Here is a 25,765-nt window from a genome sequence, read left to right on the forward strand (position 1 = left end):
TACTGACGAACCCGCATCGGCTCAGTCCGGTGGATCGAACCCACCGGCGGCGACTCCGCATCAACCGCGCTCCCGCATCCCGCTTCCCGTCTCAGAAGGTCGTGCGGTTTCAGGATCTGGTCTCGACGTCGGTTGCTGCGCAACCTGCTCGACCACCGAAGGGTCGGTTGCTGCGCAACCTGCTCGACCAACGGACGAGCGCGGGTGACCCTCGCCACACCCCAGCCCGCCCGTCTCCGGTCTAGCCTGTCGATGGTCCGTGGACTCCAGCAGGGAGCCGCGAGAGCACACCGAGGTGAACCTCTATGAGCGAGCAGAGCTCCGGCCCCGCGCCGGGAAGCGAAGTGGCCGCCCCCTACGGCACCGGGCCCGCGAAGCCCGCCGCCGAGGGCGCGAAGCCGGTCAAGCGGATCCGCACCCACCACCTGCGTGAGATGAAGCAGCGCGGCGAGCGCTTCGCGATGCTCACCGCCTACGAGCAGTACGCCGCCCAGACCTTCGACGAGGCCGGCATCGAGGTCCTCCTGGTCGGTGACTCGGCCTCCAACAACGTCTACGGCAACGAGACCTCGCTCCCCGTCACCGTCGACGAGCTGATCCCGCTGACCCGCGCCGTGGCCCGGTCCGCGCACCGCGCCCTCGTCGTCGCCGACCTGCCGTTCGGGTCCTACCAGGCCTCCCCCGAGCAGGCGTTCCACACCGCCGCCCGCTTCATGAAGGAGGGCCTGGCCCACGCGGTGAAGCTCGAGGGCGGTGTCGCGATGACGCCGCAGACCAAGCTGCTCACCGACGGCGGCATCCCGGTGATGGCCCACATCGGCTTCACCCCGCAGTCCGAGCACAATCTCGGCGGCTACCGCGTCCAGGGCCGTGGCGACTCGGCGGCGCGGATCATCGAGGAGGCGAGGGCCTTCGAGGAGGCCGGCGCCTTCGCGATCGTGATGGAGATGGTGCCCGGGGACGTCGCGGCCCAGGTGACCGAGGCGCTGGCGATCCCCACGATCGGGATCGGCGCCGGCGAGCGCTGCGACGGCCAGGTGCTGGTGTGGCAGGACGCGTTCGGTCTGCGCACCGGCCGGATGCCGCGCTTCGTCAAGCAGTACGCCGACGTCCACGGGATCCTGCTCGCCGCCGCGCGCGAGTACGCCGCCGACGTGAAGGCCGGCACCTTCCCAGGCCCCGAGCACACGTTCTGAGTCGACTGTTCCCGGGAGCGGGGTCACGGAGCTACCTTGACCGCATGCGCCTCGCTCTCGGGACTCTCGCCCTCGCCCTGGTCGGCTCCTTCGCCCCGGCGGCGGCCGTCTCGCCGCCCAGCGCACCCGCCGCGGACGCCGTACGCGCCGTAGCGCCCCAGGAGCGGGCGGCCGCCCCGTCCCTGCAGGTACGCCGCGTGGTCGGGGGCCTCGAGATCCCCTGGGACGTGCAGGTCGTCGACGGCGGCGGGCTGCTCATCACCGAGCGCGAGACCAAGCGTCTCCTCCTGCACCGCGCGGCACGACCACCCCGGTGGCCTTCCCCAGCGACTCGGTCTGGGCCTCCGGCGAGACCGGGCTGATGTCGCTGGCCATCGACCCCAAGTTCGGCACCAACCGGCGCTTCTACACGTGCGCCGGCGGCTTCGCCGCCGGCGGCGGCCACGACGTGCGCGTCACCGCCTGGCGGCTCAGCCCCGACGGCGCCCGCGCCAGCCGATCCCGGGTCCTGCTGACCGGTCTGCCCGCGACGAGCGGGCGACACGGCGGCTGCCGGCTGCTGATCACCCGCTACGGAGCGCTGCTGGTCGGCACCGGCGACGCCGCGGTCGGCGAGAACCCTCAGCGCCTCACCTCCCTGGGAGGCAAGGTGCTGCGCCTCAACCGGTGGAGCGGCGCCCCGTGGCCCAAGAACCCCTGGCCCAAGGCGCGCAGCACGAACCGCCGCTACGTGTTCACCTATGGCCACCGCAACGTGCAGGGGCTCGCCGCGCGCGCCGACGGCAGCCTGTGGTCGGTCGAGCACGGCAGCTTCCGCGACGACGAGGTCAACCGGCTCCGCGGTGGCGGCAACTACGGCTGGAACCCGGTGCCCGGCTACAACGAGTCGGTGCCGATGACCGACCAGTCCCTGCCCGGCTGGCAGATCCCGGCGCGCTGGCGCTCGGGTGAGCCGACCATCGCCACCTCGGGTGCGACCTGGGTGCGCGGCAAGCAGTGGGGCGTCTACAACGGCACGCTCGCGGTCGCTGCGCTGGCGGGCGAGCGGGTGGTGTTCATGAGGTTCGACCGCGCGGGCAAGCTCCGGTGGGCACGCGCCCCGCAGGCGCTGCGCACCCACGGGCGACTGCGCTCGATCACCCAGGCTCCCAACGGCGACCTCCTGGTCACCACGTCCAGCGGCTCGAACGACGCCGTGCTGCGCGTCTCGCCCCGCCGCTGACGGCAGTCACTCCCCCCACCCCCACCACGCAGCACCGGCGGCGATCGCCACGATCCACACCAGCAGTGCCACGGCGGGGAGGGCCGCCACCCAGTGCGGGTGCGGCGTCCACCAGCGCGCGCCCAGCGCCAGCAGCACCACCCAGAGCAGCAGCAGTCCCGTCACACCCCACCAGGGCGCGATCGCCCCGCTGGCGGCGTACACGAAGAACATGCAGGCCAGGCCGCCCATCCCGACGAAGGGCCACGGCGAGGCCGCGGTGTTGCGGCTCACGCCCCGCTCTCGGGCGCGGCCTCGTCGTCGGCGTCGTCGTTCCACGCGGGGTCGTTGTCCCACTTCTCGTTGCGCTCCTCGACCGACTCGAGCGCCCGGGCGGCCTCCGCGGACGACGCGTAGGGGCCGAGGCGGTCGGCGTTCTTGCAGCCGTCGCGCTCCTCGACGGCGTGGTGCTTGAGGCAGAACCAGTACTCGCGTGGGTCACTCATAGCCGCGAAACTACACTCGCCCCCATGTCCGCCATAGCCCCTGCCACCATCTCTGCGCGGCGGCCCGTGCCCACGCACATCCCGCGCCCCGAGTACGTCGACCAGCCGGCGCCGGCGAAGTTCACCGGCAGCGAGGTCAAGGACGCCGAGACGATCGAGCGGATGCGCGCCGCCTGCAGGCTCGCCGCCCAGGCCCGCGAGCTGGTGGGCAGCCACGTCGCCCCCGGGATCACCACCGACGAGCTCGACCGGATCGGCCACGAGTTCCTCTGCGACCACGGCGCCTACCCCTCGACGCTCGGCTACCGCGGCTTCCCCAAGTCGCTGTGCTCGAGCGTCAACGAGGTCGTCTGCCACGGCATCCCCGACAGCCGGGTGGTGGAGGACGGCGACATCGTCAACATCGACATCACCGCGTTCCTCGACGGCGTGCACGGCGACACCAACGCGACCTTCCTCGCCGGTGACGTCGACGAGGAGTCCCGTCTGCTCGTCGAGCGCACCCGCGAGGCACTCGAGCGCGGCATCCGCGCCGTCAAGCCGGGCCGGCGCATCGACGTGATCGGCAGGGTGATCGAGTCCTACGCGAAGCGCTTCGGCTACGGCGTCGTGCGGGAGTTCACCGGCCACGGCATCGGGACGTCCTTCCACAGCGGCCTGGTCGTCCCCCACTACGACGAGTCCGGCTACGACGACCTGATCCAGCCCGGCATGACCTTCACCATCGAGCCGATGCTCAACCTCGGCACCCACGAGTGGGTGATGTGGGACGACGACTGGACCGTCGTGACCCGCGACGGCCGCCGCAGCGCCCAGTTCGAGCACACCCTGCTGGTCACGGCCACGGGCGCCGAGGTGCTGACCCACCCCTGAGCGGCGCCCTGGCCCGTTCCGGCTCAGCGCAGGTCGTCGAGCGAGCCGTCCGCACTCTGCGCGATCAGCCGCTCCACCCGGAGCACGGCGAGCTCGTGCTCGGGATCGCCGCTCATCGCCGCGGCCAGCCGCAGGTGGGGCAGCGCCTCGCGCATCTTCGACTGCCGCTCCAGGCTGCGGCCGAGCGCGTGGCGCACCCAGTCGTCGCCCGGGAGCTCCTCGACCAGCTCGCGCAGCGCCTCCTCCGCCTTGACCAGGTGGGCCTGCATCAGCAGCGCCCAGGCCCTGAGGATGCGCAGACCGGTCGCCCGGGGGTCCTGCTCCAGAGCGGGCTCGATGACCGCCATCGCCTCGCGCGGCGCCCGCCGCGTGAGCAGGTCGTACGCCACGCGGTAGGCGGACGCGGGGTTGCCGGGCTGACCCGGGAAGACCAGGGCGGGGGCCTGCAGCTGCTCGTCGTACTCCATCGTCGTCCTCTCCAGATCGTCCGGTCCACGTCGTCGGCTCGCGCGTCCGGGGCTCCAACGTCACTGCACCGTCGGTTCTTCCCCTATCCTGACTCACGCGGATGGGCTGGCCGGGCGACCGCGTCGTCCTCTCACGAGGATGCCGAGGAAGGTCCGGGCTCCACAGGGCAAGGTGGTGGGTAACGCCCACCCGGGGTGACCCGCGGGAAAGTGCCACAGAAAACAGACCGCCTCCCGGCTTGTGAGGGAGGTAAGGGTGAAACGGTGGTGCAAGAGACCACCAGCGAGCCGGGTGACCGGTTCGGCTAGGTAAACCCCACCTGGAGCAAGGTCAAGAAGCCGCTCCCTCTCCGGAGGGGACGGTGCGCGAGTGTCTGAGGGCGGCCCGCCCGAGCTCGCGGGTAGACCGCCCGAGGCTGTCGGCAACGGCAGCCCTAGATGGATGGTCGCCAACCGCGTGGTCGTGAGGCCGCGTGGCGAACAGAACCCGGCCTATGAGCCAGCCCATCCGCACCCCATCGGTGGTCGAGCAGGTTGCGCAGCAACCGACGTCGAGACCAACCGACGTCGAGACTCAGACCTCCCGCACGACCTCGTCCAGCTCCAGGCGCGGGGACCGGTCGAACCACGCGTTCTCGGCGGGACGCCCGATGTTGACCACCAGCAGCGACTTGAGCGTCGTACCGGCGAAGAGGGCGGCGTCCAGCCCGGCGGCGTCGAAGCCACCCATCGGGCCGGCGGCGAGGCCGGCGGCGCGCACGCCGATGAGGAAGTAGCCGACCTGCAGCGACCCGTTGAAGCGGGCGGCCTGCTCACGCGTGGCGTCATCGGCGAAGACGTCCTTCGCACCGGGGAAGTGCGGGAACGTCCGCGGCAGGTTCTCGTGGAAGTCCGTGTCCGCAGCGAGTACGGCGACCAGCGGCGCGGAGGCGGTCTTCTCGCGGTTGCCGTCGGCCATGTGCTTGAGCAGTCGCTCGCGGCCGTCCTCCGAGCGGATGAGCACGACCCGCAGCGGCTGGGTGTTCATCGCGGTGGGCGCGTACTTCACCAGGTCGTAGATCGCGGCCACCTGCTCGTCGCTGACGGGCTCGTCCGTGAACGCGTTGGCGGTGCGGGCGTCGCGGAAGAGCAGGTCCTGGGCGTCCTGGGACAGAGCGAGGTCGTAGGTCATGCAGCATTCAACAATCACCGAGGCCCGCCCCATCCTCCTCAGCGCGTGGCGTTGCTCATACCGCGTGCCTGGGCAACGCCCGTCCGCCCTACGCGCTGCCCCGGCCGCAGCCGCGGACCGGCGAGCCCCACTCGGCGCGATAGTCGGGGTGGTCCGCATAGAGCGCGGCGCGCGCCCGCAGGCCCAGGAGCCGCCGCTCGGCCACCCGCCCGACGGGAGCGTGACGCGCCCGTTCCACGGCGGCCAGCGTGACCCGGGCACCGTCCAACAGGTAGTGGTCGACCGCGTCGGACTCGTAGGCCGCACGCTCGTCCTCGTGAGCGCGCGCGACGAGGAAGTCGAACATCGGGTGCTTGGTCGGGCAGATCACGTTGGTCACGACAGTCCTGGTGTTCGCTCGGGAAGGAGGGCCTCCTTGTACCCAGGGCCGTCGCGCCCCCAACGGTTCGCAGGTAAAGGTTGAGTCGTGCGGCTCACACAGCTCACTCCAGCGCGAACTCCACCCGCCGAGCCTCGACGTCGGCCACCGCGAGCCGAACCGACACCTGCTCCCCCAGCGGCAGGTCGCCACCCTCGCTGCGCACCCGAGCCTCGATCGCCGGGTCCTGGACGGTGAGCTCGCCGCGTCGGGGGTCCTTCTCGTCGATCTCCACCACGACCGCCTCGAAGCGCTCGCCCACCCGGTGCTCCAGCTCGGCGGCCTCCACGAGATCGAGGATCGCGCGCTCATAGCGGTTGGCCCGCCGACTCGACTCCGTCATGGTGCGCGGGAGCTCCTCGAAGCGCTCCAGCACCCACGCCGGCACGTCCTCGCCCGAGGAGTGGGCGACGCACACCTCGAGGGCGTAGCGGTCGACCAGTCGGCGCAGCGGCGCCGTGACGTGCGCGTACTCCGCCGCGATCGCGGAGTGGAGGAGCTGGTCGGGCAGCTCGCCGTCGAAGCCGACGTACCCCGAGCCGCGCAGCAGCCGGGTGCACGCGACCACCATCGCGGCGTGCCGGGAGTCGGACGGGTCGAGCGAGCGGATGAACTCCGGGTAGTCCTGCTCCGCCGGCCAGGCGATGCCCAGGCCCCGCGCCACCCGGTGCAGACGCCGTACGTCGCGCGGATCGGCGGGCGGGAGCGTGCGGAGGAGCCCGACCTTCGCATAGACCATCATCGAGGCCGCCGCCATCCCGGTCAGCAGCGAGATCTGCGCGTTCCACTCCTCCACCGGGTGCAGCGACCGGAACGTCAGCTCCCAGCGATCCTCGACGATGTCGATCTCCTGCTCGGGCAACGGCAGGGAGACGCCTCCGCGGGCGATCTCACGCGCCAGGCGCAGCTCACCCACGCTGCGCAGGTGGGTGAAGACCTCCTCGGCCGCCCCCTCGTCGAGCGCCGCCTGGACCCCGGCATAGTCGTAACGGCCCCGGGACCGCACCAGCGCCCGCTCCACCCGGGCATCGACCTGCTCGCCGTCGGCGTCGAGCCGGATCGTCCACAGCAGCGCCGGGCGGGTCTGGTCGGGCAGCAGGGAGCCGCCGTCCTCCGAGATCGCGCGAGGATGCAGGGGCACCTTCGAGTCGGCACCGTAGAGCGTCTGCCCACGCCGGTTGGCCTCCTCGTCGACCGCGTCGCCGGGCGTGATGAACGCGGAGAGGTCGGCGATCGCGTAGTGCACCGACCAGCCGCCACCCTCCGCCGGCTCGATGTGCAGCGCCTGGTCGAGGTCCATCGCCCCCGGCGGGTCCAGCGTCACGAAGGGGATGGCGGTCCGGTCGAGCTTCGGCAGCCTGGGCGCAGCCACCGCCTCGGCGGCGACCCGCTCGACCTCCTCGGGGAACTCCGGCGTGACCTCGAGCTCCTCCTGGATCAGCGCGATCCCCTCACGCAGTCGTCGGACCGCGGCGCCGTCATCGGCTGCCCGGACCCGGATCACTCGGCTCGGCATACCGGTCACAGTAGCCATCGGGCCCACCACCTAACCTGTCCCGCGTGCTGATCCTGCTGCCGCCCAGCGAGGGCAAGGCCGCGCCTCGCCGCGGCCGTCCTCTCGACCTCCCACGCCTGGGGTTCCCGGAGCTGGCCGACGCCCGCGAGGAGGTGCTCGCCGCGCTCGTCCGGCTCTGCGAGGGACCTGTCGAGGAGGCCGCGAAGGTGCTCGGCCTGGGGGCCACCCAGCTGGACCTGGTCCAGCGCAACGCCGAGCTGCGCGAGGCGCCCACCGCGCGCGCCGACAAGGTCTACACCGGCGTCGTCTACGAGGCGCTCGACTTCGCCACGCTGTCCGCTGCTGCCAAGCGCCGCGCCGCCTCCCGGGTGGCCGTGACCTCGTCGCTGTTCGGGCTGGTGCGACCCGGCGACGCGATCGCGGCGTACCGGCTCTCGGGCGACACCACCCTGCCCGGTCTGGGCCCGGTGGCCGCCCACTGGCGTCGCCATCTCGCGGCGGCCGCGAGCACAGCACTGGGCGACGGGCTGCTGGTCGACCTGCGGTCGGGCACGTACGCCGCGTTCTGGCGCCCCGAGCCGGCGCTCGCCGCCCGGGTGGCGACGGTCCGGGTCCTGCACGAGGTCGGCGGCACCCGCAAGGTCGTGAGCCACTTCAACAAGGCCACCAAGGGACGCATCGTCCGCGCGCTGATGGAGGACGGGCGCAACCCGCGCACGCCGGCGGCCCTCGCGGAGGTCCTGCGTGATCTCGGCTGGGTGGTCGAGGTGGGCGCGTCGGGGCCCCGCGGCACCCAGCTCGACGTGGTCGTCAGCGAGCTCTGAGGCTCACCCCTCCGAGCCCTGCCACAGCGGGTGGGTGGCGTCGTAGGCCAGGGTCTTGACCATGTGCACCACGGCGCCCGACTGCGGCTCGTCGCGGAAGTCGAGCCGGTCCACGAGCGCGCGCATCAGGGTGAGGCCGCGGCCCGCCTCGGCGGAGTGCTCCGCGGTGGCCGGGACGGAGGCCTCGTCGAAGCCGGCGCCGCTGTCAACGACCGTGATCGCGCACCGGTCGGCGGCGAGCTCGACCTTCACGTCGTAGGTGTCGGTCTCGGCCGCATGGTCGATCACGTTGGCGCACGCCTCGGTGATCGCGAGCTGGACGTCGTCGATGTCGTCGTCGATCACCCCGAAGGCCCGCAGGGCCTGTGCCGCGAGCCGCCGGACGACGGGCACGCTGACGCCCTCGCGCGGCAGACTCAGGGACAGATCCAGGTGGGGCGTCGGCCCGCTGTGCCGGGCGGCGGTCGGCGGCCAGCGGTGGGTCTCCCCACCCTCCTCGTGGTCCTCGGCGTCGAGCCAGATCTGCACGCGGCAGTCCCCCACAGCCGCCTCGAGCATCCGGTCCAGGACCACCGTCGCCGTCCCGTTCGCCCGGGCGGCGATCCGTCCGGCCAGGCCGGTGACGACGTGGCACAGCGTGTCGCTGCCGGGACCGCTGGTGCTGAAGGGGCAGTCGATGACGGCCACCTCGAGGGTGTCGGCCCCCGCGGCCGCGACGCTGGCCCTCCCCCCGAGAGCCTGATAGGCCTCGACGAGCAGCTCACCGACGGCAGCGGCGTCACCGGGAGGGGTGTCACCGACGATGCGATCGGCCAGGGCAGCGCCGGCCAGCGAGGCCATCTGGGAGGGGCACGCCGTAGGGTGGGCCTCGGCGGCGGCCGCGAACGCGACCGCGACGCTGGCAGCCCCGATCTCTCGGGGGTCCACCTCGATCTGGGGCATCGGCGGGGGGCCGTCGTCGAAGGTCCTGCGCACCCTGGCCACGCGCAGCGGTCCGTCCGCCGGCAGGTCGAGCGGGTCGAGGGTCGCCATGGGTCCGCCTGTCACTAGGAGCACTGTTCCTCGACGATTCCCCCGCGCCGGGGACGCAAACGCCGGCGCCGCCCACCAAGGGACGACGCCGGCTGTGACGCCTATCTCAGCGTCGGGTGGTCCGCCGGCCGCGCGTTGTAGAGCCGCATCGACGCCATCGACTCATCACCCTCGCGCCCGCCCAGGAAGTAGGACAGCACCGTCACCGACGCCGGCGAGAGCTCCATGCGATAGACCGACTCCAGCGGCGCACGCAGCGCGTCCGCGACCAGCGTCTTGATGGGGGTGACGTGGCTGACCACGACCACGGTGCGGCCCGCATGGCGGGTGAGCAGGCGATGGAGTCCGGCCAGCACCCGCTGCTCCACCGTGCGGAACGACTCGCCGCCACCGGGTGCCACGTCCATCGAGTTGAGCCAGGCGTCCAGCTCGGCCGGATGGCGGCGCGCGATCTGGGCGAAGGTCAGCCCGTCCCAGCTGCCGAACTCCATCTCCGCGAACCCGGGCTCCACCTCGACCGGGCGGGGGCAGTCGTCGCCGAGGTACTCCGCGATGATCTCCGCGGTCTCCAGGGTGCGGCGCACCGGGGAGGAGACGATGATGTCGATCTCCTCGACGAGCGGCGCCAGCCACTCGGCGGTCGCCCGGGCCTGGGCACGCCCCTCGTCGCTGAGACCCGGGTTGTCGCCTCCGAGCCCGCCGGAGAAGCGCTTGGCCGACGTGTGCTCGGTGACCCCGTGGCGCACGAGTACCACCGTGGTCGCCTTGTCCCCCGACGCCGCCCAGCCGCGGGCGGGCTGGGTCTCGGGGTCCGACAGCTCCGGGTCGTCGAGTCCCTGGTCGGGGTCGATGCCTGCGGCCGAGACCCCGTCGCGCTTGCCGTCGAGTGCCTCGTTGGCGAGCCGGTCGGCGTGGCTGTTCTTGGCCCGGGGGATCCAGGTGTACGTCGTGCCGGGCGGCGCCAGGCGGCGCGCCTCCGCGGCGAGGGGCTGCATCGAGGGGTGCTTGATCTTCCACCGGCCCGACATCTGCTCGACGACCAGCTTGGAGTCCATCCGGACCTCGACCCGTGCGCCCGGAGCGAACTGCGCGGCGAGCTTCAGTCCGGCGATGAGACCGGAGTACTCCGCCACGTTGTTGGTCGCGACCCCGAGGGTCTCGGCGGCCTCCGCGATCAGGGTCCCGGTGCGCGCGTCCTTGAGCAGCGCGCCGTACGCCGACGGGCCGGGGTTGCCCCGCGACCCGCCGTCGGCCTCGATGATGACGGCCTCGTGGGAGCCTGCGGTCACAGGCCCGACTCGTCGGTGCGGACGAGGATGCGCGAGCACTCCTCGCAGCGGATCACCTCGTCGGAGGGAGCCGCCTTGATCACCGCCAGCTCGGCGGTGTCCACCGTCAGCCGGCAGCCGCCGCACTGGCGTGCGCGCAGCGGGGCGGCGCCCACGCCACCCTGCTTGTCGCGCAGCTTGTCGTAGAGCGCGACCAGGTCGTCGGGGAGCCCCTCGGCAGCGACGGCACGTGCGGTCCGCACGGACTCGAGGTCGGCGTCGATCTCGGCCGCCTTCTCGTCGCGCGCCGCCGTCAGCACGGCCATCCGCTCGTCGAGCACGGCGAGCTCGCCGCTGAGCCGCTCCTTCTCGCGCTCGGCGTCCTCGAGCAGCGCCATGATCTCGAGCTCCTCGTCCTCGAGGGTCGCGATCCGCCGGTCCAGGGAGACCAGCTCGGCCTGCATCCGCGAGAGGTCCTTGGGGTTGGTGATCAGCCCCTGGTCCATCCGCTCGCTGTCGCGCTTGCGGCGGGTCTTGACGAGCTCGACGTCGCGGTCGGCCTTCTTCTGGTCGACGGTCAGGTCGTCGACGACGATCCGCGCGTCCCGGACCTGGTCCTCCAGCCCGGTGCGCGTCGCGTGCAGCTGCTCGATCTCGGCGATCTCGGGCAGGGTGCGGCGCTGGTGGGTCAGCCGGGCGACGCGGGAGTCGAGCTCCTGCACGTCGAGCAGCTTGAGTTGGGCGAACGGGTCGGCTTTCAGCGTCGGCTCCTCGATCAGGTGGTGCGGGGGGCAGGTGGCCGTGAGGGGGTCACAGCCGGAATCGCCACGGGTCGGTGGGCAGGGTGCTCACGCGGGTCTCCACCGTATCGCCCGAACCGCCGTTCCCCAGCGCCGCCGCCACCCGTGCCTCGACCACCGGCAGCCAGGTCCACTCCGCCGCCCAGTGGGCCACGTCCACGAGTGCCGGCCCGTCCTTCTCCAGGAACTCCGAGGCGGGGTGGTGGCGCAGGTCGCTGGTGAGGTAGACGTCCGCGTCGCTGGTGGCCATCCGGTCCAGGAGGAAGTCGCCCGCGCCGCCGCACAGCGCCACCCGTCGTACGACGCGGTCGGGGTCGCCGGCGACCCGCACCCCGTGGGCGGTCTGCGGCAGGCTCGCCGCCACGCGCTCGGCGAAGCCGCGCAGCGTGGTGGGCTCGACGTCGCCGATCCGGCCGGTGCCGGTCTCGGCCAGCCCCGGGTCCGCGAGCTCGACCACGTCATAGGCCGGCTCCTCGTAGGGGTGCGCGGCCAGCATCGCCGCGACGACGCGGCTGCGGCGCGAGCGAGGCAGGACCGCCTCCACCCGGACCTCGTCGACGACCTCGAGGCCGCCGACCGTGCCGATGACGGGGTCAGCCCCGGGCAGCGGACGGAAGCGGCCCTCCCCCGGCGTCGAGAACGAGCACTGGTCGTAGTCGCCGATGGCGCCGGCGCCGGCCGACCCCAGCGCCTCGCGGACCCGGTCGGCGTCCGCCCGCGGGACGTAGGTCGTGATCTTGTCGAGCGCGGCCGAGCCGGCCGCGATGATCGGCTCCAGCCCGGTCAGCCCGAGCGCGAGAGCGAGGGACTCCGAGACGCCCCCGACCGCCTGGTCGGCGTTGGTGTGCGCGGCCAGCAGCGCGCACCCGGCGCCCGCGAGCGTGGCGAGGGTCCGCCCCTTCGGCGTGGTCGCGGCGAACCCGTGCACCGGCTTGAGGAACAGCGGGTGGTGCGTGACGAGCAGGTCGGCTCCCCACTCGGCGGCCTCGCGCGCGACCTCGGGGCTGGGGTCGACCGCGAAGAGCACCTTGCGCACCGGCGCCTCGGGGTCGCCGTACACGAGCCCGACGGCGTCCCAGGACTCCGCGGTGTCGGGGGGATACCACCCGTGCAGCAGGGACACCAGATCACCAAGAGAGGCCATGGCCGCAGGCTAACCCCCCACCCGGCGCATCTTCACAGCCGAGTCGGCGCATCTTCACAGCCGAGTCGGCGCATCTTCACGCGCCCGCTCAGTTCACCTGCCGGTCCCGGCCCTCCCAGTACGGCGCACGCAGCTTGAACTTCTGCAGCTTCCCCGTAGCGGTGCGCGCCAGCTCGTCGCGGAACTCGATGCTGGTGGGGGCCTTGTAGCCGGCGGCCTTCTGCTTGCACCAGGCGATCAGCTCGGCCTCGGTGACGGCCTGCGACTCCTCGTCGGGCGCCTTCACCACCAGCGCCATGATCGTCTCCCCCCACTTGTCGCTGGGCACGCCGATCACCGCCACCTCGGACACCGCCGGGTGGGAGAAGAGCACGTCCTCGACCTCGATCGAGGAGACGTTCTCGCCGCCGGTGATGATCACGTCCTTCTTGCGGTCGCTGATCGTGAGATAGCCGTCGTCGCCGAGGCTCCCACCGTCACCGGTGTGGAACCAGCCGCCCTCCAGCGCCCGGGCGCTCTCCTCGGGCTGCTCCCAGTAGCCCTCCAGCACGACGTTTGAGCGGGCCAGCACCTCGCCGCTCTCCGACGTCGAGAGGCGTACGCCGAGGGCCGGGGCTCCGGCGCGGACCAGCCGGCCGGCGCGCTCCTCGGCGGTGAGGTCGTCCCACTCCGCACGACTCCGGTTGACGGTGAGCAGCGGCGAGGTCTCGGTGAGGCCGTAGATCTGGATGAACTCCCAGCCGAGCTCCTCCTCGACGCGCGCCACGGTCTTCGTCGGGGGCGGTGCGCCGGCGACGACGATCCGGACCCGGTCGCGGCCGGGGATCTCGCCCTCCCAGGTCTGCGCCGCCTCGAGCACAGCGGCCACGACGGCCGGGGCGGCGCACATGATCGTGACTCCATGCTGCTCTACGCGACGCAGGATCTCGGCGCCGTCGATCTTGCGGATCACGATCTGCGGCACCCCGAGCCCCGCGGTGGCGAAGGGCATCCCCCACCCGTTGGCGTGGAACATCGGCAAGGTGTGGAGATAGACGTCGCGGTCGCTGAGCCCCAGGTGCATCGCCATCGTCGCGGCGTTGACCCAGATGTTGCGGTGGGTGATCTGCACGCCCTTGGGCCGCGCGGTCGTCCCGGAGGTGTAGTTGATGCAGGCCGTCGCCGACTCGTCGGGCTCCCACGGAGCCGGCTGCGTCCCCTCGGGTGCATAGAGGTCCTCGTCGGAGCCGAGCACGAACCGGTGCTCCACCGGCACGACGTCGAGCTCCTCGGCGATCTCGGGGTCGACCAGCAGGACCCGGGCTCCGGAGTGCCGCACGATGTAGTGCACCTCGTCGGGCCGCAGCCGGAAGTTGATCGGGACCAGCACCCGCCCCGAGCCGGCCACGCCGAAGAACGACGTGAGCAGGCGAGCGCTGTTGTGGGAGGCGATCGCGACCCGCTCCCCCACCGCGATGCCGAGCTCGTCCAGCTTCGCCGCCTGGCGCCGCGCCAGCGCCGCGATCTCTCGATAGCTGAGCGTCCCCAGCGACGGCGCCGGCTGGTCCGGCTCGTCGACGACGCCGGTGCGATCGCCGTACACGGTCTCCGCGCGGTCGATGAAGTCGCTGACGCTGAACGGCACGAACATGTGCTCTCCCTCACGGTCGGACGTGGACGTCACTGTAGCCAGCGGATGAGAGTCCTCTCATCGGTCTCTCACCCGGACCCCACGATGGGGCAGGATCGTGGTCATCATGAGCACGCTGCTGAAGGTCCTGCTCGGGCTGCTGATCGCGCTCCCGATGACGGCGTACGTCGTGGGGTCGCTCGCCGCCTCCTCCAGCGACCGCCCCAGCCGGCTCGACCCCGTCGTGATCACCGGGGCCCCCACGACCTCCGGCACCTCCACGGCGCGCCCCTCCCCCCGCCCCACCACGCGCCCGTCCTCGCGCCCCGAAGGAGACGACCGAGACGACGATGACGAGGTCCGCGTCCTCACCCCCCGCCCCTCCCAGCTGGGCGGGGACGATGACCGGGACGACGACCGGGACGACGACGACCAAGATGACGACGACCGGGACGATGACGCGGGGGACGATGACGGGGACGACTGAGCGGGGACGACGCCGACCGCTCCCGCAGTTCTCGGTCCGCACCCGCCTCGTCGTCGTCATCGCGCTGCTCACCGGCACCGCGATGGGCGTGGCCGGCGTCCTGGTCTTCGCCCTCGAGTCCCAGCGCATCGACCGCGCGGTCACCGAGCAGATCGACCAGGAGATCGCGGAGTTCCGCCAGCTCCAGACCTCCGGCAACGACCCCGACACGGCCCAGCCGTTCCGGGAGGTCAGTCGCCTGCTGGAGGTCTTCCTCATGCGCAACGTGCCGGACGACGACGAGATGCTGGTCGGCTACTACCGCGGCCGGGAGCGCGACGTCACCCCCAACCGCTACGGCCAGGAGATCCTCGACGAGCCGGCGTACGTCGCGGCCGTGGAGCGTCTACTCGAGGACGGTGGCACCGACGAGATCCGGTCGCCGGAGTTCGGGGAGGTCTGGGTGACGGTCGTGCCGGTCCGCAGCGCCCGCGACAACGGGGGGCTGATCATCGTGAGCTTCCTCGACGACGAGCACTCCGAGATCAACCGCACCATGCAGACCTACGCCATCGTGGCGCTGCTGGCGCTGGGCACGATCACGGCACTCGCCGCCTGGCAGTCCGGCCGGCTTCTCGCTCCGCTGCGCACGCTGCGCGAGACGGCCGCCGAGATCACCGCGACCGATCTCTCGCGCCGGATCCCCGAGCGGGGCAACGACGACATCACCGCGCTGACCCGGACCCTCAACGACATGCTCGACCGGCTCGAGAGCGGGTTCGCCCACCAGCGCCAGTTCCTCGACGACGCGGGCCACGAGCTGAAAACCCCGCTCACCGTGCTGCGCGGGCACCTCGAGCTGGTCGACCTCGACGATCCCGCCGACGTGGCCGAGACGCGCGAGCTGCTCATCGACGAGGTCGACCGGATGTCACGCCTGGTCGGAGACCTGATCCTGCTCGCCAAGAGCAGGCGCCCCGACTTCCTCACGCCGCGACCGTTCGGACTCGGCCCGCTGACCCACAGCGTGCTCGCCAAGGCGCAGGGCCTCGCGGACCGCGACTGGCGCCTGGACGGCACGGGAGAGGGGACCGTGCTGGTCGACGAGCAGCGCCTCACCCAGGCGCTCCTCCAGCTCGCGGACAACGCCGTCAAGCACACCGGTCCCGGAGACGTGATCGCCATCGGGTCCTCCTACGAGGCGGGTCCCGCTGCGGGGGGTGAGGGTGGCACCGTCCGGCTCTGGGTCCGCGACGGCGGGCCCGGTGTCCCCGAGGACGAGCGCGAGCGCATCTTCGAGCGCTTCGGCCGCGGCGCGGTGCACCCCGGCGACGAGGGCTTCGGGCTCGGGCTCTCGATCGTCTCCGCGATCGCCGTCGCGCACGCGGGCACCGTGCACGTGGAGGACGCCGACCCGACCGGGGCCCGGTTCGTGATCACGTTGCCCGCCGGCCCACCCGCCGACCCACCCACTGGCCGCCGTACGACGTCACAGGAGGACACATGGCCCGCATCCTGATCGTGGAGGACGAGGAGCGCATCGCGTCGTTCGTCGCCAAGGGCCTGCGGGCCGAGGGCCACCAGACGACGGTCGCAGGCGACGGTCAGGTGGGTCTCGACCACGCCCTCGGCGGCGACTTCGACCTGGTGGTGCTCGACATCGGGCTCCCGACCCTCGACGGCTTCCAGGTCCTCGACCAGCTGCGCTCGCAGGGCTCGCGTGTCCCGGTCATCGTGCTGACGGCGCGCGACTCGGTGACGGACACGGTCTCGGCCCTCGAGGGCGGCGCCGACGACTACATGCCCAAGCCGTTCCGGTTCGCCGAGCTGCTCGCCCGGGTCCGGCTCCGACTGCGCCAGGGGCCGGGCGAGAGCGCCCCGGGTCCGGCTCGCGACGAGGTGCTGGCCGCCGGTGGCGTGCGACTCGACCTGCGGACCAGACGCGCGGAGGCCGGCGGGCGGCAGGTCGACCTCTCCGCCCGCGAGTTCGCCCTCGCCGAGATCTTCATGCTCAACCCCGGCCAGGTGCTCTCGCGCGAGCAGCTGCTCGACCACGCCTGGGGCTACGACTTCGACCCCGGCTCCAACGTCGTCGACGTCTACGTCGGCTACCTGCGTCGCAAGTTCGGCGCGGGCACCATCTCGACCGTGCGCGGGATGGGCTACCGGTTCAACGCGTGACCTTGAAGCCGGCCAGGTGGCCGCGGGGCTGCCGAGCGAGCACCGGCTCGAGCATCTCGGCGATCTCGTGTGGAAGCGGGCGCCGGTCGGGATCCGGGTCCAGCGCGGCGAGGACGATCTTGGCGACCTCGTGCGGGACCCGCTCAGGCAGCTCGTACGGCGCGTCGCGCAGCTGCGGGAACCGGTCCGGGAGCGCCTCGGCGTCGCCCTGCCCGTCGTCGAAGGGACGGTAGCCCGCCACCGCCTCGAAGAGCGTCGCCCCGAGGCCCCACACGTCGCTGGCATGGTCCGGAGTCCCGGTGCCGGGCGGGTCGCACTGCTCGGGCGCCATGTAGGCGTCGGTCCCGATGGGATGGCGCAGGGCCTGCGCGTCCTCGAGCGGCCGCGCCACGGAGAGGTCGATCAGCCGCGCCGGCGCCCCCATGATCACGTTGCTCGGCTTGATGTCGAGGTGCGTGTGCCCGATGTGGCGCAGGTAGTGCAGCGCCGAGGCGACGTCGATCGCGAGCGGCAGGTACTGCTGCTCCTGCAGCGGCCCGTAGCGCCGGATCAGCGTCGAGAGTCGCGGCCCGTCGATGTGCTCCAGCACCACGTGCGGTCGCTCCCCCTCGAGCTGGTGGCGCAGGCCGCGCACGACCACCGGGTGGTTGACCCGGGCCAGCGACGCGACCTCGCGGCGCAGGCCCCGGAGACTGGACGCGTCCTCGACCTCGTCGGGGCGGATCACCTTCACCACCACGGGGGCGTAGGTGATCTCGTCGAAGGCGAGATAGGCCTCGTAGGCCGCCCCACCGCCCAGCAACCGTGCCACGGTCAGGTCGGGGGTGAGGGCGTCGCCCTCGGCGAGCCTCCAGCTCTCAGGCATGGGTCAACCTCCCGGTGCTCACGTCGTACGTCGTCAGCCGCGGCCGCGGGTGTCGTTGCGCGAGCGGTCGTTGGTCTTGTTGGCCGACCAGTCGCGCTTGCGCTTGCCGGGGCCGTCCTGGGTCCAGTCGCGCGTCTTGTCGCTGCGGCTGAGGTCGCGGTTGCGGCTCACCCGGGTGAAGTTGCTGCGGGTGTTGTCGTTGGTGCTCCGGCTGAAGCCCGTGTTTCGGCTGCGGCTGGTGTCGTCGGCGTTGGTGTCGTCGTCATCGTCGTCGGCGACCAGCACCAGCTCGGGGACGTCGTCCTCGCGCTTGCTCGCCTCGTCGTTGACCGCCGACACCGACGGGCTCTGCAGCGCCAGCAGCCCGACGGCCACCATGCCCGTCAGCCCGAGTGTCGCGGTGGTGACCAGCTTCCTCATCGCATTCTCCTTCTCGTCGGGGCGGATGCCCGTGATCAGTGACGAGGGGAACGATGCTCACCGCTGGTGAGCGGACCGTGAAGCCGCGATGAGAGGCCTCTCATCTGGGTGCCCGGGCACCGTCCCGTTGCACTTCTTCGTCGAGGAGTCCCGATGAGCGACCAGTCCCCGGCGACCACCGACCCCCACGGCCAGCACCCGCAGCCCGAGACCGAGGGCGAGCAGCTGCCCCCTCCTGGGGCTTCAGGCTCCGTGACCAGCCGGATGGACAGCGAGCCCGACCATGGAGAGGAGAGCTACCGCGGCACGGGCAGGCTCAGCGACCGCGTCGCCCTGATCACCGGTGGCGACTCCGGGATCGGGCGGGCGGTCGCCCTCGCCTTCGCGCGCGAGGGCGCCGACGTGGTCCTCACCCACCTCCCGGGTGAGGAGGAGGACGGGCGTCGCACGGCGGAGCTCGTCGAGCAGGCTGGCCGCAGAGCCGTGACGGCGCCGGGCGACCTCACCTCCGAGGAGTTCTGCACTACGCGACCACCAAGGCCGGCATCGCGAACTTCACCCGTGGGCTGGCTGCCAGCCTCGCGGGCGACGGCATCCGGGTGAACGCCGTCGCCCCCCGGCCCGATCTGGACGCCGCTGATCCCGGCGACCATGGACGAGGACCAGGTCGAGGGGTTCGGCGAGCAGAACCCGCTGGGACGCGTCGGGCACCCCGCCGAGGTGGCGACGGTGTTCGTCTTCCTCGCCTCGGCGGAGTCCAGCTATGCGACCGGTGAGGTGCTGGCCGTCACCGGAGGCCAACCCGTCACCGTGTGACGCGGCGGGCGCGCGTGCGTCGATCGTGGTGGGCGCAGAGGGGATCGAACCCCCGACCGCTGGTTTGTAAAACCAGAGCTCTACCGCTGAGCTATACGCCCGTGAAGCCCGCACAGACTAGACGAGGGGGGCACCAGCACGGCAACTCGGCCGCTCTCCGGCGGCGAAGCCCCAGGAAATAGAAGTCGCGCCGCTGGCGTCTCGGGTCACCAGCGGCGCGACATGGACAACGTTAGCGCCGCACCCCAACACCGTCTGGGAATCGCGTCGGAATGCGTCCGAAGACGACCCCTCGGTCTAGACCGCCGCCTCGTGCAGCTGGGTCAGGTGCTCGTCCAGGTCGCGCCCCTCGGGCATCGCGTTGTGCACCGACCAGCGCACCCGCCCCTCCCGATCCAGGACGTACGACGAGCGCCGCGGGCATCCCTTGGCCTCGTCGAAGACGTCGTAGGCGCGAGTGACCTCGCCGTGCGGCCAGAAGTCGGAGAGCAGCGGGAAGTTGAGCCCGTCCTGGTCGGCGAAGGCCCGCAGGGAGTAGACCGAGTCGCACGAGATCGCGAGAACCTCGGTGTCGAAGGTCAGGAACTGCGCGAGCCGTCCGCGGATGCCGGCCAGCTCACCGGAGCAGACGCCGGAGAACGCGTAGGGGTAGAAGAACAGGGCCACCGCCTTGCGCCCCCGGAAGGAGGACAGGGTGACGTCCTGGCCGAACTGATCGCGCAGCGTGAAGTCGGGCGCCAGCCCCCCGAGCTCGATGCCCGTCATCGAGCGTCTCCGCAGGATCGGCACAGGTGGTCGGCACTCATGGGGGTCATCCTCGCACTCGAGAGCCTCGGCGACGGTCCGCGGGTCACGCTTGGTGCAGCTCGCGCTTGAGCACCTTGCCGGTCGAGTTGCGGGGCAGCTCGTCGAGGAAGACGATCTCGCGCGGCACCTTGAAGCGAGCGAGATTCTGCTTGACCCAGCCCTTGAGCTCGTCCTCGCCGACTGCGTCCGGGGTGCGCAGCACCACGAAGGCGCGCAGCCGCTTGCCGAAGTCGGGGTCGTCGACACCGACAGCGGCGACGTCCGCGACCTGCTCGTGGCGGGCCAGGCAGTCCTCGACCTCCTTGGGGAAGACGTTCTCCCCTCCGGACACGATCATCTCGTCGTCGCGACCCTCGACGTAGAGCCGGCCGTCGTCGCCGAAGCGCCCGACGTCGCCGGTCGACATCAGGCCCTCGACGACCTCCTTGTGCCCGCCGCCGGTGTAGCCCTCGAACAGGAAGCTGTTGCTGACGAAGATGCGTCCGGTCGCCCCCTGCTCGACCTCCTTGCCCTGCTCGTCGAGGATGCGTACGACGGTGGCGTACGGCGGCTTCCCCGCCGAGCCCGGCGCCTCGCGCAGGTCCTCCGGAGTCGCGATGCTGGCCCAGGCCACCTCGGTGGAGCCATAGATGTTGTAGAGGGTGTCGCCGAAGCGGTCCATCCAGGCGAGCGCCAGGTCGCCGGGCAGCGCGGAGCCCGAGGCTGCGACGACCTTCACCGCCCCCAGGTCGTGGCGGTCCAGGACCTCGTCGGGCAGCTGCAGGATGCGCTGCAGCATCACCGGGATCACCACGAACGAGTCGCAGCGCTCGTCCTCCAGGACCTTCAGGCAGGCCTCCGGATCGAAGCGCCGACGCAGCACCAGCGTCGATCCCAGCAGCATCGAGAGCGCCATGTGGGCGAAGCCCCAGGTGTGGAAGAGCGGAGCGGCGATGTGGGTGCGCCAACCCTGGCGCAGCGGCATCCGGGAGAGCAGCGCGACGGCGGCATCGATGCCCGCCTCGTTGCGCGGGGCACCCTTGGGGGTTCCGGTGGTGCCGGAGGTGAGGATCACGATCCGGGCGTGCCGCTCGGGGGGCTCGAGGTCGTCCTCACGGCCGGAGCGGATCAGCGACTCCAGCGTCGGCACGTCCTCGGGCGTCTCGTCGGAGTCCACCCACGCCAGGATCCGGTGGTGGGCGTCGGCGTCCGCCAGGAGCTGGGTGAACTCCTCGTCGTGGATCACCGCGACCGGCTTCTCCCGGGCGAGGACGTCGACCAGCTGCGGGCCCGCGAAGGCGGTGTTGAGGTAGAGCAGGTCGGCGCCGAGCTTGGCCACCGCCACGGTGGCGTCGAGGAAGCCACGGTGGTTGCGCGCCATCAGCGCGACGTTGTCACCCTCGCCTACACCGCGGTCCCGCAGCGCTCGGGCCAGCGCGTTGCTGCGGCGATGCATCTCCTGGAAGGTGAGCGATCCGAGCTCGTCGACCAGACCGACCTTGTCGCCGTAGCGCGCCGCGAGCGTGCTGAAGCCGCCCGCCGGCCCGGTGCCCCAGGTCAGGACCGTGCGAGCCAACCGGCCGAGCACGAGGGGAGGGAAGGGCCGGATGACGCCGGCCGAGGTGAGCACCTTGGCGCTCATGACAGCAGAACCGGCCAGATCCAGTACGCGTCGCATCTGCCTGCTTCCGACCCCGGTGCTAGGCGGGGGTCTTGGGCGCCATGAGGCGCGTGGCGGTCCAGTCCTTGCTGACCGAGGCTGTCGTCGTCTGTGCGAGACCGGCGACGGGAGCCGCTTCGGAGATGTCAGCAGCGTCGATGGCGTTGGGCCGACCGACCTTCGGGGTCAGCAGCCAGATCGCTCCGCCGCCCACGAGGTCCGTGAGAGCGTCGACCAGCGCGTCGACGAGGTCGCCGTCATCCTTGCGCCACCACAGCAGGACCGCGTCGACCACGTTGCCGTAGTCACCGTCCACCATGTCGCCGTCGATGCAGTCCTCGATCGCCACCCGAAGCTCGTCGTCGCTGTCGTTGTCCCAGCCGAGTTCCTGGATGACCATGCCTGCCGCGAAGCCCAGCCTGCCGGCCGGACCCGAGGGTGTGGACTTGTCTGCATCTGTCTGGGTGGACCCGCCACCCGCGGTCGGACTCACTGAGGCCTCCATCTGCTCTGCTGATCGACACTGATGCGGGACAGTGTCCCGCACTGGCATCCCGCTCAAACACGGGGTAGTCCATCGAAGTTCCCCCACCTGCGCAACCCTTGCCCCCCTCGGACGGCTCCGCGTGCGCTTACTCATGGGTAGATTTTCTGTCAACACCCGGCGTGCAACGATGGCTCAGTGACCGAAGACGCACCCAAGTCCCGTCCCAGCTCCACCCCGTCCGTGATCCATGAGGGCCTGCCGACCCAGTTGCCCGACATCGATCCGGACGAGACCCACGAGTGGATCGACTCCTTCGACGCGCTCGTGGACGACCGCGGCCGGGAGCGTGCCCGCTACGTGATGCTGCGGCTGCTCGAGCGCGCGCGGGAGAAGCAGGTCGGCGTCCCGGCTCTGCGCAGCACCGACTACATCAACACCATCCCGCCCGAGCGCGAGCCGTGGTTCCCCGGCGACGAGGACATCGAGCGCCGGATCCGCGCGTTCATCCGGTGGAACGCCGCGGTGATGGTCTCCAGTGCCAACCGCAAGGGCCTGGAGGTCGGCGGTCACATCGCGTCGTACCAGTCCTCGGCGAGCCTCTACGAGGTCGGCTTCAACCACTTCTTCCGCGGCAAGGACCACCCCGGCGGCGGCGACCAGATCTACATCCAGGGTCATGCCTCCCCCGGCATCTACGCGCGCGCCTACCTGGAGGGCCGGCTCGAGGAGCAGCAGCTCTTCCGCTTCCGCCAGGAGGTCCAGCACGGGCCGGGCAAGGGCCTGCCGTCGTACCCCCACCCCCGCCTGATGCCGGACTTCTGGGAGTTCCCGACGGTCTCCATGGGTCTCACGGCGCTGAACGCCATCTATCAGGCGCGCTTCAACCGCTACCTGCACAACCGCGGCATCAAGGACACCTCGCAGCAGCACGTCTGGGCGTTCCTCGGCGACGGCGAGATGGGCGAGCCCGAGTCGCTCGGCGCCATCTCCGTGGCTGCCCGCAACGAGCTCGACAACCTCACGTTCGTCGTCAACTGCAACCTGCAGCAGCTCGACGGTCCGGTGAACGGCAACGGCAAGATCGTCCAGGAGCTGGAGTCGGTCTTCCGCGGCGCCGGCTGGAACGTGATCAAGGTGGTGTGGGGCCGCGAGTGGGACGCGCTGCTGGCGCGCGACATGGACGGCGTGTTGGTCAACAAGATGAACACGACCCCCGACGGCGACTTCCAGACCTACTCGGTGGAGAGCGGCGACTACGTCCGCGAGAACTTCTTCGGCGGCGACCCGCGGCTGCGCAAGATGGTCGAGCACATGAGCGACGACCAGATCCGCAAGCTGCCGCGCGGCGGTCACGACTACCGCAAGGTGTACGCCGCGTTCGACGCCGCGACCAAGCACGTCGGCCAGCCGACGGTGATCCTGGCCCACACCATCAAGGGCTGGACGATCGACGCGCTCGAGGGCAAGAACGCCACCCACCAGATGAAGAAGCTGACCCCCGCGGACGTCAAGAAGTTCCGTGACCGGCTCTACCTGCCGATCAGCGACCGCGACCTGGACCGCTCCTACGAGGAGAACGGGACGGCACCGCTGTTCCACCCCGGCAAGGACTCCGCCGAGATCGAGTACATGCTCGAGCGCCGACGTCAGCTCGGCGGCTCGCTCCCCCGCCGTGTCGACCGGGCCAAGCCCCTGCAGCTGCCGGACAACTCGGTCTACTCCGCCCTCACCCACGGCTCGGGCAAGAACAAGATCGCCACGACGATGGCGCTCGTGCGGCTGCTCAAGGACTGGATGAAGGACCCGGAGATCGGCCAGCGCATCGTGCCGATCGCGCCGGACGAGTACCGCACGTTCGGGATGGACGCGATGTTCCCGACCGCCAAGGTCTACAACCCGGCCGGGCAGCAGTACCAGTCGGTCGACCGCAAGTTGTTGCTCTCCTACAAGGAGTCGGCGCAGGGCCAGATGCTCCACGAGGGCATCTCCGAGGCCGGCGCCATGGCGTCGGCGACCGCTGCCGGGTCGGCGTACTCGACGCACGGCGAGCACATGATCCCGTTCTACATCTTCTACTCGATGTTCGGGTTCCAGCGCACCGGCGACTCGATCTGGGCGATGGCCGACCAGATGGCTCGAGGCTTCCTGATCGGAGCCACGGCCGGCCGCACCACGCTCACCGGCGAGGGCCTGCAGCACGCCGACGGCCACTCCCCGCTGCTCGCGGCGTCCAACCCGGCTGTCGTCCACTACGACCCGGCGTTCGCCTACGAGGTCAGCCACGTGATGCGCTCCGGGCTGGAGCGGATGTACGGCGCTCACCCCGAGAACGTCATCTTCTACCTCACGGTCTACAACGAGCCGGTCACCCAGCCGGCCGAGCCTGAGGACGTGGACGTCGAGGGCATCCTCAAGGGGATGCATCAGGTGTCCAGGTCCGAGGCGGAGGGCCCGCGGGTCCGTCTCCTGGCCTCCGGTGTCGGCTTCCCCTGGATCCAGGACGCGGCCCGGATGCTGGCCGAGGAGTGGGGGGTCGCGGCCGACACCTGGTCGGTCACCTCGTGGAACGAGCTCTCCCGCGAGGCCATCGCCTCGGAGGAGTGGAACCTCCTGCACCCCTCCGAGAAGCCCCGCACCGCCTACGTCACCGACAAGCTGTCCGCCACCGAGGGCCCGGTCGTCGCGGTCTCGGACTTCATGGCGGCGGTCCCGCTGCAGATCGCGCGGTGGGTCCCGGCCGACTACCGGGTCCTCGGCGCCGACGGCTTCGGCTTCGCCGACACCCGTCCCGCCGCCCGGCGCTTCTTCCACATCGACGCCCAGTCGGTGGTGGTCCAGGCGCTCCAGGCTCTGGCCGACGACGCCCAGATCTCGCCCGAGGTGGTCCAGCAAGCCTTCGACAAGTACCGCATCGACGACCCGACCGCCGTGTCGGGTGTCGAGCAGGAGGGCGGCGACGCCTGACGGCGCCGACCGGGCGGGCAGGTCAGCTCACGCGATGCCTGTCTGCCCGGCCGCTCCGCGGCCCGAGGCGCGATGGTGGGTGTCCACCGGCGAGACGGGCCAGTGCCCGGCCGCCGCCTCGCGCGGAAGGATGCGGGCGCCGTGCTCGAGCAGGGCTCGCCACTCCTCGCGGCTGTGCTGGGCCGGCGGTGTCGCCCGGACGAAGTCGTTGACGATCTTCACGAAGCGCTGCGGGTGGTCCTTGTGCGGGAAGTGCCCCGCGTTGCGGATCACCTCGACCCGGGCGTTCGGCGCCAGGGCCGCGGCATTGGCCGCGTGCTGGACAGGGATCACGGCGTCGTCGCGACCCCAGATGACGCACATCGGCATCGCCTCGGTGAGGTAGGCCCGGTCGGCCATCGTGACGATCTGCCCCTTCCAGTCCACGACGGCGCGCACCACGTGGCGGATCGCGGCGCGGGCCTCGGGGTCCTTGAAGGAGTCGTAGATGTCCGCGACCTCGCCGAGATCGCGGGTGAGCTTGAGGGGGCTCAGCGCACTGAGTGCGCGCATGCCGGCCATGCCCAGGTGCCGCACCCCCGGGAGCGTCAGCAGCCCCATCACCTGGTGGAAGCCCGGGGTCGTGATCGCGCGGATCCCGGGATTCACCTCGGGGCCCAGACCGCCGCTCGCGACGAGCACGAGCCGCTCGGTCCGCTCGGGGTACTGATACGCGAACTGCATCGCGACGCCCCCGCCGAAGCTGTGCCCGACCACGGTGACGCGGTCGATGCCCAGCAGCGTGAGCAGGTCGCGCATCCCGTTGGCGTATCCCCCCAGGGAGTAGTCGGCTCGCGGCTTCGCCGACACCCCGTGGCCCAACAGGTCGGGCGCGATCACCGTGTAGCGCCGGGCCAGGGAGTCGATCACCGGCGCCCAGGTGGTGTGGTCGCACCCCAGACCGTGGAGCAGGAGCAGGGCCGGCCCGCTCCCCTTCTTCACGAAGGCGCGGCGATGGCCGTGGATGTCGAGATGCTGGACCTCGTGCGGCGTTCCGGGCATCAGAGCCTCCTCGGGGGTATCCAAGAATTCAACCAGACCAACGGCTGAACGGAG

The 25,765-nt window shown here is 71.4% G+C and carries 27 protein-coding genes, 1 tRNA gene, 1 other RNA gene and 1 pseudogene; 12 read left to right on the top strand and 18 right to left on the bottom strand.

Translation table 11 applies throughout. The annotated features are described in order from the left end of the window. Positions 1–305: 305 nt before the first annotated feature. The 3 genes from panB to ACYU7L_RS17890 are packed head-to-tail and all read left to right on the top strand — an operon-like array spanning position 306 to position 2,418. Complete coding sequence (gene panB, locus ACYU7L_RS17880) at positions 306–1,196, top strand: 3-methyl-2-oxobutanoate hydroxymethyltransferase (RefSeq protein ID WP_460799490.1); 891 nt, start codon at positions 306–308, stop codon at positions 1,194–1,196. Positions 1,197–1,240: 44 nt separating this feature from the next. Next, positions 1,241–1,558: a hypothetical protein gene (locus ACYU7L_RS17885; protein ID WP_460799493.1), complete on the top strand. Its 318-nt coding sequence runs from the start codon at positions 1,241–1,243 to the stop codon at positions 1,556–1,558. Then, positions 1,510–2,418 (top strand): PQQ-dependent sugar dehydrogenase, encoded by a 909-nt coding sequence (locus tag ACYU7L_RS17890; RefSeq protein ID WP_460799496.1) that lies wholly within the window; start codon positions 1,510–1,512, stop codon positions 2,416–2,418. The genes ACYU7L_RS17885 and ACYU7L_RS17890 overlap by 49 nt, the downstream gene beginning before the upstream one ends. Positions 2,419–2,424: 6 nt before the next feature. Here the strand turns inward: ACYU7L_RS17890 and ACYU7L_RS17895 are convergent, their stop codons facing one another. Then, on the bottom strand, positions 2,425–2,691 hold the full coding sequence (locus ACYU7L_RS17895; protein WP_460799498.1) for a hypothetical protein: 267 nt from the start codon (positions 2,689–2,691) through the stop codon (positions 2,425–2,427). After that, on the bottom strand, positions 2,688–2,903 hold the full coding sequence (locus ACYU7L_RS17900) for a hypothetical protein (RefSeq protein WP_460799501.1): 216 nt from the start codon (positions 2,901–2,903) through the stop codon (positions 2,688–2,690). Before ACYU7L_RS17900 ends, ACYU7L_RS17895 begins: the two co-directional genes overlap by 4 nt. Before the next feature lie 24 nt (positions 2,904–2,927). On the opposite strand from ACYU7L_RS17900, the gene map reads away from it, so the two are divergent. Next, a complete protein-coding gene (gene map / locus ACYU7L_RS17905) occupies positions 2,928–3,776 on the top strand; it encodes a type I methionyl aminopeptidase (protein ID WP_460799503.1) in 849 nt (282 codons plus the stop codon). A 23-nt stretch (positions 3,777–3,799) separates the two neighbouring features. Here map and ACYU7L_RS17910 read toward each other — a convergent pair whose 3' ends face one another. Then, positions 3,800–4,243 (bottom strand): tetratricopeptide repeat protein, encoded by a 444-nt coding sequence (locus ACYU7L_RS17910; protein ID WP_460799505.1) that lies wholly within the window; start codon positions 4,241–4,243, stop codon positions 3,800–3,802. A 102-nt stretch (positions 4,244–4,345) separates the two neighbouring features. Between ACYU7L_RS17910 and rnpB the strand changes: the two genes are divergently transcribed. Beyond that, positions 4,346–4,754: RNase P RNA component class A (gene rnpB, locus ACYU7L_RS17915), an RNA gene on the top strand. 63 nt (positions 4,755–4,817) lie between these two features. Here the strand turns inward: rnpB and ACYU7L_RS17920 are convergent. The 3 genes from ACYU7L_RS17920 to ACYU7L_RS17930 form a co-directional block, all read right to left on the bottom strand. Further along, a complete protein-coding gene (locus tag ACYU7L_RS17920; protein WP_460799509.1) occupies positions 4,818–5,414 on the bottom strand; it encodes a malonic semialdehyde reductase in 597 nt (198 codons plus the stop codon). Positions 5,415–5,502: 88 nt separating this feature from the next. Then, positions 5,503–5,793: a hypothetical protein gene (locus ACYU7L_RS17925; RefSeq protein ID WP_460799511.1), complete on the bottom strand. Its 291-nt coding sequence runs from the start codon at positions 5,791–5,793 to the stop codon at positions 5,503–5,505. A gap of 103 nt (positions 5,794–5,896) precedes the next feature. Further along, complete coding sequence (locus ACYU7L_RS17930; RefSeq protein ID WP_460799515.1) at positions 5,897–7,348, bottom strand: RNB domain-containing ribonuclease; 1,452 nt, start codon at positions 7,346–7,348, stop codon at positions 5,897–5,899. Between the two features lie 44 nt (positions 7,349–7,392). Here ACYU7L_RS17930 and yaaA point away from each other — a divergent pair, with 44 nt between their 5' ends. After that, positions 7,393–8,172: a peroxide stress protein YaaA gene (yaaA, locus tag ACYU7L_RS17935; RefSeq protein WP_460799518.1), complete on the top strand. Its 780-nt coding sequence runs from the start codon at positions 7,393–7,395 to the stop codon at positions 8,170–8,172. Between the two features lie 3 nt (positions 8,173–8,175). Here the strand turns inward: yaaA and ACYU7L_RS17940 are convergent, their stop codons facing one another. The 5 genes from ACYU7L_RS17940 to ACYU7L_RS17960 all read right to left on the bottom strand — a co-directional run bounded on the left by ACYU7L_RS17940 (position 8,176) and on the right by ACYU7L_RS17960 (position 14,046). Beyond that, complete coding sequence (locus ACYU7L_RS17940) at positions 8,176–9,204, bottom strand: ATP-binding protein (protein WP_460799520.1); 1,029 nt, start codon at positions 9,202–9,204, stop codon at positions 8,176–8,178. Positions 9,205–9,305: 101 nt separating this feature from the next. Next, on the bottom strand, positions 9,306–10,493 hold the full coding sequence (locus ACYU7L_RS17945; RefSeq protein WP_460799522.1) for a bifunctional RNase H/acid phosphatase: 1,188 nt from the start codon (positions 10,491–10,493) through the stop codon (positions 9,306–9,308). Then, positions 10,490–11,194, bottom strand: a complete 705-nt coding sequence (locus ACYU7L_RS17950; protein ID WP_460799524.1) for a zinc ribbon domain-containing protein — start codon at positions 11,192–11,194, stop codon at positions 10,490–10,492. Before ACYU7L_RS17950 ends, ACYU7L_RS17945 begins: the two co-directional genes overlap by 4 nt. Positions 11,195–11,282: 88 nt before the next feature. Then, positions 11,283–12,416 (bottom strand): Nif3-like dinuclear metal center hexameric protein, encoded by a 1,134-nt coding sequence (locus ACYU7L_RS17955; RefSeq protein WP_460799526.1) that lies wholly within the window; start codon positions 12,414–12,416, stop codon positions 11,283–11,285. An 88-nt stretch (positions 12,417–12,504) separates the two neighbouring features. Then, on the bottom strand, positions 12,505–14,046 hold the full coding sequence (locus tag ACYU7L_RS17960) for an AMP-binding protein (RefSeq protein WP_460799528.1): 1,542 nt from the start codon (positions 14,044–14,046) through the stop codon (positions 12,505–12,507). A 106-nt stretch (positions 14,047–14,152) separates the two neighbouring features. Between ACYU7L_RS17960 and ACYU7L_RS17965 the strand changes: the two genes are divergently transcribed. The 3 genes from ACYU7L_RS17965 to ACYU7L_RS17975 are packed head-to-tail and all read left to right on the top strand — an operon-like array spanning position 14,153 to position 16,672. Continuing rightward, positions 14,153–14,512: a hypothetical protein gene (locus ACYU7L_RS17965; protein WP_460799531.1), complete on the top strand. Its 360-nt coding sequence runs from the start codon at positions 14,153–14,155 to the stop codon at positions 14,510–14,512. Beyond that, on the top strand, positions 14,496–16,010 hold the full coding sequence (locus ACYU7L_RS17970) for a sensor histidine kinase (protein ID WP_460799533.1): 1,515 nt from the start codon (positions 14,496–14,498) through the stop codon (positions 16,008–16,010). Before ACYU7L_RS17965 ends, ACYU7L_RS17970 begins: the two co-directional genes overlap by 17 nt. Further along, positions 15,995–16,672 carry a response regulator transcription factor gene (locus ACYU7L_RS17975; protein ID WP_460799535.1) on the top strand — a complete coding sequence of 226 codons (678 nt, stop codon included), beginning with the start codon at positions 15,995–15,997 and terminating at the stop codon, positions 16,670–16,672. The genes ACYU7L_RS17970 and ACYU7L_RS17975 overlap by 16 nt, the downstream gene beginning before the upstream one ends. On the opposite strand, the gene ACYU7L_RS17980 is transcribed toward ACYU7L_RS17975, so the two are convergent. Both ACYU7L_RS17980 and ACYU7L_RS17985 read right to left on the bottom strand, forming a co-directional pair. Next, positions 16,662–17,537 carry a serine/threonine-protein kinase gene (locus tag ACYU7L_RS17980; protein WP_460799539.1) on the bottom strand — a complete coding sequence of 292 codons (876 nt, stop codon included), beginning with the start codon at positions 17,535–17,537 and terminating at the stop codon, positions 16,662–16,664. The two genes, ACYU7L_RS17975 and ACYU7L_RS17980, sit on opposite strands and share 11 nt — an antisense overlap. A 33-nt stretch (positions 17,538–17,570) precedes the next feature. Continuing rightward, positions 17,571–17,957, bottom strand: a complete 387-nt coding sequence (locus ACYU7L_RS17985) for a hypothetical protein (RefSeq protein ID WP_460799541.1) — start codon at positions 17,955–17,957, stop codon at positions 17,571–17,573. Positions 17,958–18,221: 264 nt separating this feature from the next. On the opposite strand from ACYU7L_RS17985, the pseudogene ACYU7L_RS17990 reads away from it, so the two are divergent. Together ACYU7L_RS17990 and ACYU7L_RS17995 are read left to right on the top strand one after the other, a co-directional pair. Continuing rightward, positions 18,222–18,415: pseudogene (locus ACYU7L_RS17990) on the top strand (SDR family NAD(P)-dependent oxidoreductase); the annotation flags it as partial. 166 nt (positions 18,416–18,581) lie between these two features. After that, a complete protein-coding gene (locus ACYU7L_RS17995) occupies positions 18,582–18,773 on the top strand; it encodes an SDR family oxidoreductase (protein ID WP_460799841.1) in 192 nt (63 codons plus the stop codon). Positions 18,774–18,799: 26 nt separating this feature from the next. Here ACYU7L_RS17995 and ACYU7L_RS18000 read toward each other — a convergent pair. From ACYU7L_RS18000 to ACYU7L_RS18015, 4 genes are all read right to left on the bottom strand, one after another. Beyond that, positions 18,800–18,874, bottom strand: a tRNA-Val gene (locus ACYU7L_RS18000). Positions 18,875–19,070: 196 nt separating this feature from the next. Continuing rightward, entirely contained in the window at positions 19,071–19,538 is a 468-nt protein-coding gene (locus ACYU7L_RS18005; RefSeq protein WP_460799544.1) for a peroxiredoxin, read from the bottom strand. An 85-nt stretch (positions 19,539–19,623) separates the two neighbouring features. Beyond that, on the bottom strand, positions 19,624–21,201 hold the full coding sequence (locus ACYU7L_RS18010; RefSeq protein ID WP_460799547.1) for an AMP-binding protein: 1,578 nt from the start codon (positions 21,199–21,201) through the stop codon (positions 19,624–19,626). Between the two features lie 58 nt (positions 21,202–21,259). Next, positions 21,260–21,712: a DUF3052 domain-containing protein gene (locus tag ACYU7L_RS18015; RefSeq protein WP_460799549.1), complete on the bottom strand. Its 453-nt coding sequence runs from the start codon at positions 21,710–21,712 to the stop codon at positions 21,260–21,262. Between the two features lie 189 nt (positions 21,713–21,901). Between ACYU7L_RS18015 and aceE the strand changes: the two genes are divergently transcribed. Continuing rightward, positions 21,902–24,670 (top strand): pyruvate dehydrogenase (acetyl-transferring), homodimeric type, encoded by a 2,769-nt coding sequence (gene aceE / locus ACYU7L_RS18020; protein WP_460799552.1) that lies wholly within the window; start codon positions 21,902–21,904, stop codon positions 24,668–24,670. Positions 24,671–24,697: 27 nt separating this feature from the next. Here the strand turns inward: aceE and ACYU7L_RS18025 are convergent, their stop codons facing one another. Continuing rightward, a complete protein-coding gene (locus tag ACYU7L_RS18025; protein WP_460799554.1) occupies positions 24,698–25,711 on the bottom strand; it encodes an alpha/beta fold hydrolase in 1,014 nt (337 codons plus the stop codon). Positions 25,712–25,765 lie beyond the last annotated feature (54 nt).

Source organism: Nocardioides pacificus, assembly GCF_054775955.1.

Excerpts from the sequence above, each read along its gene's own strand:
- ACYU7L_RS17960 (WP_460799528.1), bottom strand. The coding sequence starts at position 14,046 with ATGTTCGTGCCGTTCAGCGTCAGCGACTTCATCGACCGCGCGGAGACC.
- ACYU7L_RS17965 (WP_460799531.1), top strand. The coding sequence starts at position 14,153 with ATGAGCACGCTGCTGAAGGTCCTGCTCGGGCTGCTGATCGCGCTCCCG.
- ACYU7L_RS17975 (WP_460799535.1), top strand. The coding sequence starts at position 15,995 with ATGGCCCGCATCCTGATCGTGGAGGACGAGGAGCGCATCGCGTCGTTC.
- ACYU7L_RS17940 (WP_460799520.1), bottom strand. The coding sequence starts at position 9,204 with ATGGCGACCCTCGACCCGCTCGACCTGCCGGCGGACGGACCGCTGCGC.
- ACYU7L_RS17985 (WP_460799541.1), bottom strand. The coding sequence starts at position 17,957 with ATGAGGAAGCTGGTCACCACCGCGACACTCGGGCTGACGGGCATGGTG.
- ACYU7L_RS17900 (WP_460799501.1), bottom strand. The coding sequence starts at position 2,903 with ATGAGTGACCCACGCGAGTACTGGTTCTGCCTCAAGCACCACGCCGTC.
- ACYU7L_RS17920 (WP_460799509.1), bottom strand. The coding sequence starts at position 5,414 with ATGACCTACGACCTCGCTCTGTCCCAGGACGCCCAGGACCTGCTCTTC.
- map (WP_460799503.1), top strand. The coding sequence starts at position 2,928 with ATGTCCGCCATAGCCCCTGCCACCATCTCTGCGCGGCGGCCCGTGCCC.
- ACYU7L_RS17970 (WP_460799533.1), top strand. The coding sequence starts at position 14,496 with ATGACGGGGACGACTGAGCGGGGACGACGCCGACCGCTCCCGCAGTTC.
- ACYU7L_RS18010 (WP_460799547.1), bottom strand. The coding sequence starts at position 21,201 with ATGAGCGCCAAGGTGCTCACCTCGGCCGGCGTCATCCGGCCCTTCCCT.
- ACYU7L_RS17885 (WP_460799493.1), top strand. The coding sequence starts at position 1,241 with ATGCGCCTCGCTCTCGGGACTCTCGCCCTCGCCCTGGTCGGCTCCTTC.
- ACYU7L_RS17910 (WP_460799505.1), bottom strand. The coding sequence starts at position 4,243 with ATGGAGTACGACGAGCAGCTGCAGGCCCCCGCCCTGGTCTTCCCGGGT.
- panB (WP_460799490.1), top strand. The coding sequence starts at position 306 with ATGAGCGAGCAGAGCTCCGGCCCCGCGCCGGGAAGCGAAGTGGCCGCC.
- ACYU7L_RS17955 (WP_460799526.1), bottom strand. The coding sequence starts at position 12,416 with ATGGCCTCTCTTGGTGATCTGGTGTCCCTGCTGCACGGGTGGTATCCC.
- ACYU7L_RS18005 (WP_460799544.1), bottom strand. The coding sequence starts at position 19,538 with ATGACGGGCATCGAGCTCGGGGGGCTGGCGCCCGACTTCACGCTGCGC.
- ACYU7L_RS17980 (WP_460799539.1), bottom strand. The coding sequence starts at position 17,537 with ATGCCTGAGAGCTGGAGGCTCGCCGAGGGCGACGCCCTCACCCCCGAC.
- ACYU7L_RS18025 (WP_460799554.1), bottom strand. The coding sequence starts at position 25,711 with ATGCCCGGAACGCCGCACGAGGTCCAGCATCTCGACATCCACGGCCAT.
- ACYU7L_RS17930 (WP_460799515.1), bottom strand. The coding sequence starts at position 7,348 with ATGCCGAGCCGAGTGATCCGGGTCCGGGCAGCCGATGACGGCGCCGCG.